The 14,537-nt window shown below is 69.7% G+C and carries 12 protein-coding genes; 10 read left to right on the forward strand and 2 right to left on the reverse strand.

Annotated features, from left to right (window positions below):
* Positions 1–52 precede the first annotated feature (52 nt).
* Entirely contained in the window at positions 53–847 is a 795-nt protein-coding gene (locus tag ABH940_RS24475) for an alpha/beta hydrolase family protein (protein ID WP_370070801.1), read from the forward strand.
* Positions 848–957: 110 nt separating this feature from the next.
* On the opposite strand, the gene ABH940_RS24480 is transcribed toward ABH940_RS24475, so the two are convergent.
* Positions 958–1,728 (reverse strand): serine/threonine protein kinase, encoded by a 771-nt coding sequence (locus tag ABH940_RS24480; protein WP_370070799.1) that lies wholly within the window; start codon positions 1,726–1,728, stop codon positions 958–960.
* Between the two features lie 179 nt (positions 1,729–1,907).
* Between ABH940_RS24480 and ABH940_RS24485 the strand changes: the two genes are divergently transcribed.
* The 7 genes from ABH940_RS24485 (at position 1,908) to ABH940_RS24515 (ending at position 8,376) form a co-directional block, all read left to right on the forward strand.
* A complete protein-coding gene (locus ABH940_RS24485; protein WP_370070797.1) occupies positions 1,908–2,072 on the forward strand; it encodes a hypothetical protein in 165 nt (54 codons plus the stop codon).
* On the forward strand, positions 2,069–2,389 hold the full coding sequence (locus tag ABH940_RS24490; RefSeq protein ID WP_370070795.1) for a hypothetical protein: 321 nt from the start codon (positions 2,069–2,071) through the stop codon (positions 2,387–2,389). The genes ABH940_RS24485 and ABH940_RS24490 overlap by 4 nt, the downstream gene beginning before the upstream one ends.
* A complete protein-coding gene (locus tag ABH940_RS24495; protein ID WP_370070793.1) occupies positions 2,386–3,876 on the forward strand; it encodes a PrsW family glutamic-type intramembrane protease in 1,491 nt (496 codons plus the stop codon). Before ABH940_RS24490 ends, ABH940_RS24495 begins: the two co-directional genes overlap by 4 nt.
* Positions 3,873–4,271, forward strand: a complete 399-nt coding sequence (locus ABH940_RS24500; RefSeq protein ID WP_370070791.1) for a hypothetical protein — start codon at positions 3,873–3,875, stop codon at positions 4,269–4,271. The genes ABH940_RS24495 and ABH940_RS24500 overlap by 4 nt, the downstream gene beginning before the upstream one ends.
* Positions 4,255–6,501, forward strand: a complete 2,247-nt coding sequence (locus tag ABH940_RS24505) for a hypothetical protein (protein ID WP_370070789.1) — start codon at positions 4,255–4,257, stop codon at positions 6,499–6,501. Before ABH940_RS24500 ends, ABH940_RS24505 begins: the two co-directional genes overlap by 17 nt.
* 97 nt (positions 6,502–6,598) lie before the next feature.
* The gene (locus ABH940_RS24510) at positions 6,599–7,861 is read left to right on the forward strand and encodes a cytochrome P450 (protein WP_370070787.1); all 1,263 of its coding nucleotides are present in this window, start codon (positions 6,599–6,601) and stop codon (positions 7,859–7,861) included.
* Between the two features lie 281 nt (positions 7,862–8,142).
* Positions 8,143–8,376: a hypothetical protein gene (locus ABH940_RS24515; RefSeq protein ID WP_370106177.1), complete on the forward strand. Its 234-nt coding sequence runs from the start codon at positions 8,143–8,145 to the stop codon at positions 8,374–8,376.
* 74 nt (positions 8,377–8,450) lie between these two features.
* Here the strand turns inward: ABH940_RS24515 and ABH940_RS24520 are convergent, their stop codons facing one another.
* Positions 8,451–9,584, reverse strand: a complete 1,134-nt coding sequence (locus ABH940_RS24520; protein WP_370106178.1) for a Fic family protein — start codon at positions 9,582–9,584, stop codon at positions 8,451–8,453.
* A gap of 252 nt (positions 9,585–9,836) precedes the next feature.
* Between ABH940_RS24520 and ABH940_RS24525 the strand changes: the two genes are divergently transcribed.
* A complete protein-coding gene (locus ABH940_RS24525; protein ID WP_370070781.1) occupies positions 9,837–10,676 on the forward strand; it encodes an SAM-dependent methyltransferase in 840 nt (279 codons plus the stop codon).
* Positions 10,677–10,797: 121 nt separating this feature from the next.
* Positions 10,798–14,517: a GH92 family glycosyl hydrolase gene (locus tag ABH940_RS24530; protein WP_370106179.1), complete on the forward strand. Its 3,720-nt coding sequence runs from the start codon at positions 10,798–10,800 to the stop codon at positions 14,515–14,517.
* Positions 14,518–14,537 lie beyond the last annotated feature (20 nt).

Consider the following 14,537-nt stretch of genomic DNA (forward strand, 5'->3'; position numbering starts at 1 on the left):
TCCCTTCACTGCCCCTGCCCGCACGACCGGTTCCCACCGAGGCGATCACCCCATGTCTGAAGAAGTCCGATTCAAGAGCGTCGTCGGTCCCGAGCTGGCCGGGTCGATCGAGCTGCCGGAAGGCGAGATCCGGGGTTGGGGCATCTTCGTCCACGGCTTCACCCTCGGCAGGAACTCCCCGGCCGCCTCGCGCGTCAGCAAGCAGCTGGCGCGCGAGGGGATCGGCATGCTGCGCTACGACAACCTCGGGCTCGGCGACTCCGGGGGTGACTGGGGGGACGGGTCCTTCACCGTCAAGGTCCAGGACACCGTCCGTGCGGCACAGTTGATGGCCGAGCGCGGCACCCCGGCGGACCTGCTGGTGGGGCACTCGTGGGGAGGCGCCGCCGCCATCGCCGCAGCCGCCGACGCGCCCGGCCTCCACGCGGTCGCCACGATCGGTGCGCCCTCCGACCCGAGCCATGTCGAGCACCAGTACGACGCGGTGGTGGAGCGCGTGCTCAGCGAGGGGCAGCACGAGTGGTTCGTCGGCGGTCGGACCCTGACGCTCAAGCGCGCCTTTGTCAACGACGTCCGCCAGGCCCGTCTCCGCGACCGGATACGGGAGTTGAACATGCCGCTGCTGGTCATGCACTCGCCGACCGACGACACCGTCGACATCGCCAACGCCGGCGAGATCTTCCGCGAGGCGCAACACCCGCGCAGCTTCATCTCGTTGGAAGGCGCCGACCACCTGCTGACCGCACGGGGTCAGGCCCAGCGGGCGGCCCGCATCATCAGCGCCTGGGCCGACCAGTACATCCAGGCGTCACGGCCGCTCGCCACCGCGAGCCGGTCGGTCGGCTGACCTGGCCGTCCATCCGGGGGCGTTGCGTCACTCCATCGTGGGGGTGCCGTTGCGGCAGGTGATATGACGCACCGTCATATCTGCGGGTCGCTGCTCGCGATCTCACGTCGTCATGCCCTCGCGTTCCAGAAGATCTCCAGGTCCTTCTCCTGGATCAGGTCGAAGCGGAGCGCGATCGAGACGAGGGCCTCACGCTTCCAGTCGAGGCGCGGGCTGTCCTGTGCGCCCGCCCGCTCGCGCACCTTGAGCTTGGTACCCGCCAGGTAGTCGATGTGGAAGTTGGCGGCGGACACCGTCAGATCGCGGCATTGGGGAAGGGCGCGCAGCCGGTTGACGACCTCGCCGACGGTGGGGATGGCGAGGCTGGAGGGGTCGCGCAGCCGTGGCTCGCAGAGGGCGAGCAGAACGAGGAAGTACTTCGCCGTGGGGTCGAGCGCGAAGGGCGTGAGCGTGAGTTCGGTCGTGCGGCCGACGGGAGGCTCCGGCCCGGGGTCGAGGAAGGTGTGGCGCGCGGCGAAGACGGTGAACCGGACGAAGCCGTCGGTCAACGGCAGTACCACGCGGGACAGTTCGAACGGGATGGGCGCGCCCAGCCTGCGCGGGGTGACCTTGACGTATCCGCCGCCGCCCTCCAGGTTCTCCACCACGTAGGTCGTCTGCGGACTGAAGTTCGTCAGCCGCCAGTGGTCGTCGCCGGCCGTGATCTCCCCGGCGAAGCGGGAGATGCCCTCGCCGGACAGTGGGATGTCGACCGGGCGCTCCACCGACCCCCGCCCGAACGTGGCTGTCTTGCCCGGGTGGAGCACCAACTGCTGGGGCCTGCCCTGCCGCACGGGACCCACCCCGGGAGCGTCAGGAAGCTGAATGATGACCGATTCCATTGCCGCGCGCCCGCCCCACGTCGTCCGCACACCTGAAGAAGATTCAGAATTCTAGCAGCGGCGGGCATGTTCATGACCGGGCTGGCGGAGCGGGGCGGAGCGACCCTGAGGGCCCTCAGGTTACGCGGGACTGCGGACGGCGGGAGAGTCGGTGTGGTCGACAGAAGGGGGGCTGTCCCATGGAGGACAGCAACGACACCACCACACAGCTCTTTCCAGCAGCTGAGCTGGTCGAGCAGGCCGAGCAGGTCAAGCAGGCCGATCCCACCGCCGCACGGCGGGCGGCCCGGGCGGCTGGGGTCCGGCGGCTGAACAAGAACACACACGACGGGAGCAACCCGTGACGACCATCCAGACCCGGCTCGTCCTGGCGGGCGGGATCACCGGCGTGGCGCTGCTGATCGCCTCGCTCGCCGTGGACTTCAGCGGATCCAACCAGATGACTGTTCCGCAGATGCCGTCGATGTCGAACCTGCCGACGGCGCTGCCGACTTCCTTCCCGACGGACTTCCCAACCGGCTTCCCGACGGGGATGCCCACGGGGCTGCCCACGGATATGCCGACCGGGATGCCGACTGGCCTGCCGACGAACCTGCCCAGCGACTTCCCGACCGCGGGACTGCCCACGGGCCAGCCTGACCTGTCCGGAGGTGGATCGTGAAGGGCCTTCCTTCCCTCTCGTCCCTCGCCCTCACCCTGCGCACCGACCGTCAGGTGCGCGCCAGGGCCCTGCTGATCGCGCGCATCGCCATCGCGCTGTACATCGTCGAGCTGGCGCTCAATCTGATCAGGCCTCATGTGCTGCCCGACGAGCCGGCCCTGTCGATCTTCTACAAGATGCCGGCCGACCTCGCCAAGATGCCCGGACTCGGCGGCTCGTTCAGTCAACTGCTGTCCATGCCGGAGGCGGTCTTCTGGGCCGTGCTGGTGGGCATCGGGGCAGCCGTGCTGCTCCAGGTTCTCGCGGCGGTGCTGCGCCCGAACGAACGGCGTTCGGGCCTGCTGACCTGGCTGACGCTGGGGTGCCTGTTCCTGCCGTTCGGGCTGATCTCGCTGATGGTCGTGTTCGGGTTCTTCCCGACGGCGCTCGCCTGCGTGCCCAGCACGGCGTTCGTGCTGCTCCTGCTGTACGGCGGGGTGCGCTTCGGCCGGGTGCCCGGCGCCGCGTTGCTGACCGCGTTCGGCTGGGGCGCACTGATCGTGTTCGGCTTCGGCCGCGCCTGCACCGGTCTGGCCTTCGGCACCATCAACGGCTATCTGGGCAAGACGTCCGGCACCGACATCAACGCGATGCTCAAGAACACCAACGAGATGATCAACCTGGTGCTCGTGCACCTCGGCATCGTGGACGCGCTCGCCATCGGCGCCGGCGTCGCGCTGCTGCTCCTGCTCTTCCGCTACCGCGTTACCGACGCCGTCACCGGTCTGACGCTCGGGGCGGCCGTGGGGCTCGGGTACAGCTTTGTGGAGAGCATCCTGTTCATTCAGATCTACGGCTCGCTGGGGTCCGCGTTGGGGTCGAGCGGCGGGTTCGAGTACTGGATCCGGCAGTCGATCGGTCTGCTCGGCGGGGAGGTCGCCTTCGGCGCGCTGCTGGGGGCCGGGTTCGCCATCGCCGCCAACTCGCGGCGGTGTGTGCTCGTCACCGGGCTGAGCCTGCTGGCGGCGGGCGGGGGAGCCGTGGGCGCCGAGACGCTCTCGGGGTGGATCTCCGCGCGGCTGGCGAGCCATGTCACCACCGGTGGCGCGCTCGACACCCTGGTGGTCTCGCCGTTCCTGTGGCTGCTGCCGCAACTGCCTTTCATCGGCCTGGCCGTGGCGTTGCTGGTGCTGGGGCTGCGGGAGCGGGCTCCCGCACTGCGTGACGCCCTGGACGCGGAGGCCGCCGTGGGTGCGGCGATCACGCCGGTCGAGCTCACGGTCCTGGCCTCGCCCGCGCTGAGGCTCGGCGCGTTGGCCAGCACCTGGCGCTGGTACGGCCGACGCTCGGCGCTGGTCCTGCACCGGTTGCAGTCGGCCCAGTTGGAACTCGCGAGCTGGCACGCCCAGAAGGACCCGGACAACGATCCGGCCGTCACATCACAGGGGGACGAGTTGCGCGCACGAGTACTGCGGTTGAAGAACGTCGTTCCGGCGGTGACCTCATGACCGCCCGCAGGACCGCGTATCGGACCGCCCGCCTACTCGCCCTGCGTGCGGGCGTGGGCGCCGCCCTCCTGGTCAGCACCTTCGTGTTGCTGAGCCCGCAGCAGGCCTCCGCCTGTGACGTGAGCATCGGCTACAAGCCGTCGGTGAACATCAGTGACCTGGAGCACCCGAGCACCTGCTCCACGAGCACGTCGCTGGTGGGCGCCGGCATCGTGGACGCGCTGGGCCTCGGGGCGCTCGTCGCCGTCGCATGGGGCGCGTTCCGGCGCAGTGAGAAGGGATCTGACTCGGCGTCAACAGGCCAGGTCGGACCGAGCCCCGCCCTGGTCGACTACTTGAGGGCGGCGGGTGTGCCCCGCCCGACCACGGGAGGGCGCCATGAGGGAGAGCGTTAGGAGCCTGTCCCTGTTGGTGCGGGGACTGGTGGCCCTGCTGCTGGTGCTCGTGGTGTCGCTCGGGGCGGCGCAACCGGGAACGGCCGACGGCAAGAGGCCGCCGGGCTCCGCCGACGGAACAGACCTCTCCAAGAAGTTCCCGAACCCGCTGACCAGTCCGCTTCTGCTGCCGGTGCTCCAACTCCGGTTCGAGGTCTACAACGTCCTGCCGGCGGATGAGCGGATCGAAGCGTTCAACGAGTACCGGAACGGAGCTTCGGATCTGATCGACCCGCGGAAACTGACCCAGGGTCAACTCAAGGCTCTTCTGCAGGACCACGCCACAGCCGACGGGCCAGACTGGCAAGGCCAGATGGTCGCCCTCTCCGCCGTGGGTTCCTATCTGAAGCCCGCTGACTACGCTGCACTGACGAAGTCTGGACAGGGCTGGGTCCTGGCGCTGAGCGCACTCAACATCCCGAACAACGAGCATTCCGAGGCCGTGCTCCAGGGGCTTCTGATCGACAATCATGTGGACTTGGGGGCCAAACTCACCGGGGCGTCCGAGCGTCAGCAATGCCCGGCATGCGCCCAGTTCTACGACCCGGGAACACTCACCTATTACGGCTATGCCTACGGTCTGAACAGCGCCGAGACGGCCGCTCTCAACAAGGCCGTCACCTTGATCAGGAATCAAGGGGCGGAGAAGGGCCTCAGTAAGAAGACCGTGACTTACCAGGTCGGTCGGCTACAGGAAAGCTACCGAGCGCTCAAAAAGGATCGGAACACCGCAACCGCCAAGGCGTTGGAGGCCTCTCTCACGGACGCCGGGAAGCAGGCCCTGGCGGCGGCTGGCAACGCGAACAAGATCCTCGGCTCCGAGTTTGTCTTCAGCAAGCCGTGCGATCACGCGCAGGGCTCACAGGTCCCCGGCGTGACCACCGACGACTTGATGCCCGAGTTCATGCCCGAGGCAGCCGGCGACCCGTGCGACGGTGAGCCCACCGCAGGCTCCGGCACCAACTCCGGTGCCTCCACAGGGCTCGGTCAGATGCTCGGGATGCCCGGCACCGCTCCGGGAGGAATCGACTTCTCCAGCCTGCAACTGCGCTATCTCTCGGATCCTGGCGACGGCAGCGGCCTTCAGTACGCCTTCAGCGCGCAGCAGGACCCTGTCCAGGGCGATAACCGCACCGCCACCGGCCTGGCCGCTGCCAAGCTCTCGTCGGACGCGTTCTTCGTCTGGCTCGAACTGGACCCCTCGACGTTCTGGGTCAACCTCAATCCCACCGAGCCGGACCGCATCGTCGACGCCTCCATGGGCCGCACCGACGTCGGGCGGATCATGCTCCAGGCGGATCTGCAACTGAAGAAGGACGTCGGCACGCTGATCCACCCGGGCACGCCGCTCGGCGACCAGTTCTGGTCCCAGCTCGAAGGTGACTGCCTTCCGTCGCGCGTCTGGATCGTGCCCGCCCCCGCCCAGGTCCACTCCGACGGGAGCAAGCTCTACATCCTGAAGGCGCCGCTGGACGTCAAGATGGAGACCGACTACCTCAAGACCGCTCCCGGGCAGCAGTCGGCCAGCACCTGCCCCCAGCAGGGCGACGCGACCAACGCCCACAACCAGGCGCTCTTCCGCAGTCTGGTCCTGCCACAACTGGTCAACCGAGTGAACACCTCCCCGGCCTACGCGGACCTGCGCCGGGTCTACCTCTCCCGCGTCGCCGCCGAGTGGTACCGGCAGTTGAGCACCCAGCAGAGCACCACGTACAAGAACCTGATCGACCAGGGCGACATCAACTCGTGGACGACCGCGAGCGGCTGGAAGCCCATCGACACCTTCAACAGCTACGTCCAGTCGTACACCAAGGGCGAGTACCACATCACCCGCACGGAGAACCGGGGAGGCTCCCTGTACGAGGTCTCCTACGTCTACGGCGGAGTGGACCTGACCAGCGTGCCGATCCAACAGGTCAGTGACGACTCCACCGTGGACAAGGACGTGGCCGCCTCCCTCAGCAACCCGACCGCGCAGAGCGACACAGGGGCCGGGGCGGGCGCGATCTGGTTGGGATCGCCCACTCCGCTCCAGGTCGCAGGCGGGACCCCGCCCGGCGCCAGTCTGTGGTCCACCATCGTCGGGAAGCTGGACGGGCGCAACGGCCTCTTCGCTCTCCTGGCCGTGGCGCTGGGGGCGCTCCTCTTCCTGGTCCGTGACGGTTCGTCGCTCCGGCGGCGAAAGACGTGACGCCGCCCGGGCGGAGCACTTCGTCGTCGTAGCGACCCCCTGCATAATGACTGATGGCTCAACAACCAACGATCGAGCGTCAGTTGGGGGATCTCGCATGCCGCACCAGCCCACCGCGCCCACCGTCCCCGATCCCGATCCCGATCCCATCGTCCTTGACCCCGCCGGCGCGGACCACCACGCCGAACACGAGCAGCTGCGCAGTCACGGCCCGGCGGTCCGCGTCGACATCCTCGGCGTGACCGCCTGGTCGGTCAACGATCCCGCGCTGCTCAAGAAGCTGCTGACCAGCGCCGACGTCTCCAAGGACGCCCGTGTCCACTGGCCCGCCTTCGCCGAGGTCGTGCAGACGTGGCCGCTCGCCCTGTGGATCGGGGTGCAGAACATGTTCACCGCCTACGGGGGCGACCACCGGCGCCTGCGGCGGATCATCGCGCCCGCGTTCAGCGCCCGTCGCGTCGACGCGCTCGCCGAGGTCGTGGAGGGCGTCGTCGCGGGCATCCTGGACGACCTGGACGCGCTCCCCGCCGACGACACCGTCGACCTGCGCGAGCGTCTCGCGAATCCGGTCCCGATCACCGTGATCAGTCACCTCATGGGCGTCCCCGAGGGCCAGCGAGCGGCCTTCCGCGGCATTGTCGACGGCGTCTTCGACACCACCCTCACCACCGAGCAGGCGACCGCCAACACCGCCGCGCTGTACGCGGCGCTCGACCAGCTCATCGCCGCCAAGCGCGCCGACCCCGGCGACGACACGACCTCGCTGCTGCTCGCCGCCCGCGACGAGGAGGGCGACGGGAGCGGCCTGTCCGACGCGGAGCTCCGCGACACACTGCTGCTGATGATCAGCGCCGGGTACGAGACCACCGTCAACCTGATCGACCAGGCGATCACCCTGCTGCTCACCCACCCCGAGCAGCTCGACCACGTCCGGACCGGCAGCGCGGCGTGGAAGGACGTCGTCGAGGAGACCCTGCGGCTGGAACCGGCCGTCAAGCACCTGCCGCTGCGCTACGCCGTCACCGACATCCCCCTGCCCGGCGGGCAGCTCATCGCCAAGGGCGAGGCGATCCTCGCCTCCTACGCGGCGGCCAACCGTCACCCCGACTGGCACGGACCGACGGCCGACGACTTCGACGTCACCCGCGCCAACAAGGACCACCTGGCGTACGGGTACGGGGTCCACTTCTGCCTCGGCGCGCCGCTCGCCCGGCTGGAGGCCGACGCCGTCCTGCGGATGCTGTTCGCCCGCTTTCCGGACGTCGAACTGGCGGTTTCCGAGGCCGAGTTGCAGCCGCTGGGATCGCTCATCTCCAACGGTCACCAGTCGCTTCCCGTGCGGCTGCGGCCGCTGGGATAGGCCCCGGGCGGCGGTTCCCGGGCAGCGGGCGGGAGCTGTTCGCCCGCCCCGGGGTCGGCGCGGGAGGAGTGGCCTCCGCCCTGGTCACCGCGTCCGTCGTGGCCTGACCGCAGGCGCCGCCGTCGCGCCTGGGGCCCCTCCTGGTCCCTCCCGGATTCATCGTCTACATTCCCGTAGACGCACCATGGCAGTGGAGAGGCTGGCGAACCTGGAGTCGGCTTCCTATTTCTACACGGATGTAGATGCTACGGTGCGGGGCAGACGACACGAGGAGGGCATCGGTGGCTAACGGCTCCAGGCGGCGTACGTCCAACCCGTCGGGCCAGTCGGAGTCCGGGGAGCCCGGACGCCGGGGCCGCCAGGCCGGGCAGGACGCGCCGCGCAGCGCGACGTCCGTCCTGGCGCGGATCGGTGAACTCGGCGCCCTGGTCCTGGTGTTGACCCCGATCCTGCTCGCCCTGCTCGGCATCGCCCTGGTTCTGGTCGTCCTCGGTTTCAGTTGGCTGGGAGGCTGAAAGGCCCTGCCGGCAGTGGGTCGGCGCGTGACTGGGCGTTCGCCGAACACAGAAGGACTGACCTCATACGCGTCTCACGCGTATGGATCGCGCAGCGGCTTGGGCTCGCGGACGCCCTGGGTGATCTCCTGGGGCAGGTCGGGACCTGCGGTGTAGTAGCGGCCCTGGGCCTCGCCCTTGGCAGTGAGCCAGCCGGCGCGGACGAGTTCGCGGATGTCCCGTTGTGCCTGCTGCTCGCTCAGCTCGGCGTCCGCCTGGTAGGTGGCGCGGCGGATGCGGTTGCCCATGGCGGCCGGGTAGAGGGCGTAGAGCATGCGGTCGGGCCAGCTGCGTTGTTCGACGGCCTGGTCGAGGGCGGTCCAGACTTCGCGGGTGGTGTTCACCTGGCGTTCGACGGTCTGGGCCTGCTGGTGGTGGGCGCGCAGGCAGAAGCGAACCCAGGGGAGTGTGTCGCGCTCGGGGGTCCAGACGGGTCCGCCGACGTCGGCGAGGATGTCGTAGTAGCGGTAGGTGTTGCGGGCTCGGCCGAGCCACTCCTCGATGCTGGAGAACTCCGGTGCCATGATGCACTCGCGGGCGAGGACCAGGGTGTGCAGGGCGCGGGACATCCGGCCGTTGCCGTCCGACCAGGGATGGACGGCGACCAGGTTCAGGTGCGCCATCGAGGCCCGTACCAGGCCAGGCGCGTCCAGGTCACCCTCGTTCAGCCACTCGACCAGTTCGCCGGTCAGAGCGGGTACCTGCTCGGGATCGGGGGCGGTGTAGGCGGCGATGGTGGGATCCTCGGCCGAGGTGACGTACGCCGGCCCGCTGCGCCACCAGCCGGGGCGCTTGAGCAGGTGGTGACCCTGCATCATGAAGTGCAGCGAGTTGAGCAGCCCCTTGCTGTAGGCGAAGTCGTCACCCGCCTCGGCAAGGCGCTGGATGTAGGTCATCGCCTGCCGGTAGCCCTCGATCTCGGCCGCGACGGTGTCGTTGGCCTCGATCGGCACCTCACCGACCATGATGTCCTCGACGTCCGACACGCTCGCCGCGTAGCCCTCGATCGTGTTCGACCCGGCGATCGCCCGCGCCGTGAGGTTGCGGCGCAGTTGCCCCTCCCAGCGGCGCGGGGTGCGCAGGTGTAGGCGCAGCCGGTCCCGCATCTGCTCGATCTGCGCGAGGACGGCCTGGTCGACGTCCTGCAGGTTCGGCGTAGCGTAGAGCATGAAGCAATGACACCATGATGGTGTTATTCGGTCAAGCCGGTATTGGTGCGAACAGCACCTACGAGCACCTCAGCTCACGGGGACGCCTGGCGGCGTTCGGCCGACGAAGTCATCCGGCAGGGTGACGGCCGGCGTGACGGGGCAGTCCCGTCCACAGGGTCCGCTCCCTGACAGAATGTGGCTGAAAGATCAACAACTTGACTAGACTCCGGTCTTGTTGGGTGTGCCGCACGGAAGAAGGGAAGCGCAGCGATGAGCGACACGGAGGGTCTGCAGCCGGACGAGCCGCTCAGTGCCCGCATACGGCAGGATGTGCCGCACAGCGCCCGCATGTACGACTACTTCCTGGGCGGTAAGGACAACTACGCGGTGGACCGCGAGGCCGCCGAGCGGGTGCTCCAGGTCTTCCCCAACATGAGGACCGCGGTCCGCGCGAACCGGGCCTTCATGCGCCGGTCGACCCGGGCGCTGGCGGAGCGGGGGCTGCGGCAGTGGCTGGACATCGGCACCGGGATCCCCACCTCGCCGAACCTGCACGAGGTCGCGCAGTCGGTCGCGCCGGACGCGCGCGTCGTGTACGTGGACCACGACCCGGTCGTGCTCGCGCACTCCCGCGCGCTGATGACGAGCACGTCCGAGGGTCGGACGGCCTACATCCACGGTGACGTCCGCGATCCCGAGGCGATCCTGGCCGCCCCCCAGCTGGCCGAGACGCTGGACCTCGGGCAGCCGGTGGTGCTGTCGATGGTCGCGCTGCTGCACTTCGTCCCGGACATCCGCGAGGCGCAGGCCATCGTGGACAGCCTGTTCAAGCCGCTGCCGTCCGGTTCCGCGCTGGTGCTCTCGCACGCCACCGCCGAGCTGGACCCCGAGGGCGCGCCCAAGGTCCAGGAGATCTACAACCAGGTCGGCACCACCCTCCAGCTGAGGTCCCGCGAGCAGTTCGCCGCCTTCTTCGACGGGCTGGAGCTGCTGGAGCCGGAGATCGTGACCGCCCACCGCTGGCGCCCCGAGGACGGCGACGACCCGCTGCCGAGCGAGGCGACGGACGCGCAGGTGTCGTTCTACGCGGCTGTCGGGATCAAGCAGTAGCCGTCAGTCGGGGCTCATGTGCCTCTCTCGAACCGCCCATGACATTGCGTCATGCACTGCGGGGGCCTTGACGCTGTCCGTTCAGGCATGAGTCACTTCCGCAGTGTCCATGATGACTGCGATGTCGATGCCGATACTTCGTCAACCACGTCATTCGACCCGATTCCGGGCGTGGGGCCGTCTGCCCCGCGTCGGGGCGCTGGCCGCGACGGTGGCCGGTGCGCTGATCGTGGCGCTCGTCCCGGCTGCCGCGCAGGCCGCCGCGTCACCGGGCCCTGCCCTCGCCCCCGCTCGCGTTGCCAACCCCGCTTCCGTCACCAATCCCGCCGCGCTGGTCGACCCCATGGTTGGCACGGGGAGCGGCGGGGCCGTCGTCGGCCAGGTCGACACGTTTCCCGGTGCGGACATGCCGTTCGGCATGGTGCAGTGGAGCCCTGACACACCGTCACGTCCCGACGGCGGTGGGTACAACGTCAGCGACTCCACCGTCACCGGGTTCAGTCTCACCCACCTGTCCGGGCCCGGGTGCCCGATCGCAGGGGACTTCCCGATCCTGCCGATGACCGGTGCGCTGCCGTCCGACCCCGACTCGGCCGCTGCCCCGTTCACCCAGAAGTCGCAGACCGCGCACCCCGGTTCGTACGCGGTGACCGCCGGGGGCGTGCGCACCCGGTTGGCGGTGACCCCGCGTACCGGCGTCGCCGACTTCAGCTACCCGTCGTCTACGCAGGCCCGCCTGCTGGTGAAGGTCGCGGACAGCGCCAACGGCAGTTCCTCCGCAAGTTTCCAGGCGGTCGGCGACCGGGAGATCACCGGCTCGGTCACCAGCGGCCACTTCTGCGGCCAGCCGAACAGCTACACCGTGCACTTCGCCGCCCGCTTCGACCGGCCGTTCACCGCCTCGGGCACATGGGGCGGGGCGAGTTCCGCGCACGTCGCCACATCGGCGGGCAGCACGAGCGTGAGCGTGCAGGGCAAGCAGAACCCGCGCTCCAAGGACTACTCGACCACTCAGGGCACCGGAACCCAGGGCACCGGGGCCCAGAGCGCCGGAACCCAGGGCTCCGGCGTCGTCGCCGGTGGCTGGCTTACCTTCGACACCACCAAGAACGCACACGTCGGCATGCAGGTCGCCGTCTCGTACGTCAGCGTCCAGGGCGCGGTGGACAACCTGAACGCGGAAGCGCACACCTACGACGTCGGCACCGTCGCGGCAGCGGCCACCGCCGCGTGGAACCGGCAGCTCGGCACGATCTCCGTGGCCGGGGGTACGCCCGCCGCGCAGGCGACCTTCTACACGGCGCTGTACCACGCCTCGCTGGAGCCGAGCCTGTTCAGCGACGCCGACGGGCGGTACATCGGCTTCGACGACAAGGTCCACCAGGTGCCGGCAGGGCACGCGCAGTACGCCAACTACTCCGGCTGGGACATCTACCGCTCGCAGACCCCGCTGCTGGCCACCATCGACCCGCGCGTGGCCGCGGACATGGCGAGCTCGCTGCTCAACGACGCGGCCCAGGGCGGCTCCCTGCCCAAGTGGCCCTCGGCCAACGGCTACACGGGGGTGATGAACGGCGACTCCGCCGACCCCGTCCTCGCCGACACCTACGCCTTCGGCGCGCGCGGCTTCGACGCCGGGGCCGCCCTCACCGACATGGTGAACGGGGCCGATGGCAACACCGGTGCGCCCGGCCAGGGTTGGTACGTCGAGCGGCCCAACGGCGCCGCGTACATCAAGGACGGGTACGTGCCGAACATCGGCTCGGACTCGATCAGCCCGGTGCCCAACGGCGCCTCCGAGACGCTGGAGTACGCCCTCGACGACTTCTCGATCTCGCGGCTCGCGCAGAGCCTCGGGAGGAGCTCGGACACCGCGGTGTTCACCAAGCGCTCGCAGAACTGGGCGAACATCTTCGACACCGCGAACGGCTACGTCGAACCGCGCGACGCCGCCGGCGCCTTCCCCTCCGGGCAGCCCGTGACCGTCTCGGGCTTCGGCCAGGACGGTTTCCAGGAGGGCAACGCCGCCCAGTACACGTGGATGGTGCCGCAGAACCTGGCGGGCCTCGTCCAGGGCCTGGGCGGCAGGCAGGCGACCGCCCAGCGCCTGGACACCTACTTCACCCAGCTCAACGCCGGGCCGGACGCGCCCTACCAGTGGCAGGGCAACGAGATCGCGCTCGACTCGCCGTGGGTCTACGACAGCGTCGGCGAGCCGTGGAAGACGCAGTCCGTCGTCCACCGCGTGACGAGCCAGCTGTACGCGCTCACCCCGGGCGGCGAGCCCGGCAACGACGACCTCGGCGCGATGAGCTCGTGGTACGTGTGGGCCGCTCTCGGGATCTACCCGCAGACCCCGGGCGTGCCCATGATGGTGCTCGGCGCCCCGCAGTTCCCCAAGGCGACGGTCCACGGCGCGTACGGTGACCTGACGATCGACGCGCAGGGCGCGGGCGACACGTACGTGAAGTCGCTGCGGATCAACGGGCAGGCCACCGGTCACACCTGGATCGACCTGACCAGGGCGCACCGGCTGGACTACACACTCGCCACCACGCCGAACACCAGCTGGGGCGCGGCAACCGCCGACGCTCCGCCGTCCTTCGGCGCGGGGCGGGTGCAGTTCCCGCCGAGCACGAGCGCCGCGCTCGACCTGGCGCCCGGTCAGGTTCGCCTGGCTCCCGGGGCGACGACGACCGTCGCGGTCAAGGTCGACAACACCCTCGGTTCCCGCCCGGCAACGGTCTCCTGGAGCGCCACCGCACCGACCGGACTGACGGTCAGCCCGGCGAGCGGCACGGTCACCGCCCCGGCCGGGGGGACGGCCCAGGCTACGGCGACGATCGCCGCCCCCGCGGCCACCGCGACGGGCTACTACCAGGTGGCCTTCGCCGCGCACGCGTCGAACGGCGCGGTCGTTCCGAACGCCTCGCTGCTGACCACGGTCGCGCAGCCCGGTGAGACGATCCCGACCGCGTACGTGACCGACTACAGCGACAACACGGTCACCCCGGTGGACATCCGCACCCACAACGCCGGCCCGGCCATCCCCGTGGGCAGCGGTCCGGACGGGATGACGGTGGCGGGCGGCGACCTGTTCGTCGCCAACAACAGCAGCAACAACGTCACCGTGATCGACACCACGACCAACGCCGTGGTGAAGACCATCCCCGTCGGCAACGTCGCGGCCGATCTGGCCGCCACGCCGGACGGGAAGACGGTCTGGGTGAGCAACTACGGCGACGGAACCGTCCAACCGATCGACGTCGGGACGCTCACCACTGGCACGCCGATCACCGTGGGCAGTCAGGCGGAGCGACTGGCCGTCAGCCCCGACGGCACGCAGCTGTGGGTCGCGAACCAGGGCGGCGGTACCGTCAGCGACGTCGACCTGGCTACGCGCACGGTCACGCACACCATCGCGGTCGGCGCGGCCCCGTTCGGCGTGGCGGTCACTCCGGACAGCAGCCACGTACTCGTCTCCGACGGCGGCTCGTCCTCGGTGTCCGTCATCAGCGCCGCCTCGGACAGCGTGACGGCGACGATCCCGACCGGCGCCGGCCCGCAGGGCGTGGCCGTCTCCCCGGACGGCACGACGGCCTACGTCGCGGACACCGGCGCGGGGGGCGTCACCCCGATCGCGCTCGCCACCGACACGGCGGGCACCTTCATCGCGACCGGCTCCGGCGCCTACGCACTGGGCTTCAGTCACGACGGCTCCACCGCCTGGGTGGTGGACTCCAACGTGAACCAGCTCGTCCCGATCACGGTCGCCACGGGAACCCTCGGAACCCCGGTCACCGTGGGCAACGTCCCCGACGGCGTGCTCGTCGTCGGCTGATTCCCGGAGTGGAAGGCGGA

Origin of the sequence: Streptacidiphilus sp. BW17 (genome assembly GCF_041262485.1) — a bacterium.
Lineage (GTDB): Bacteria > Actinomycetota > Actinomycetes > Streptomycetales > Streptomycetaceae > Streptacidiphilus.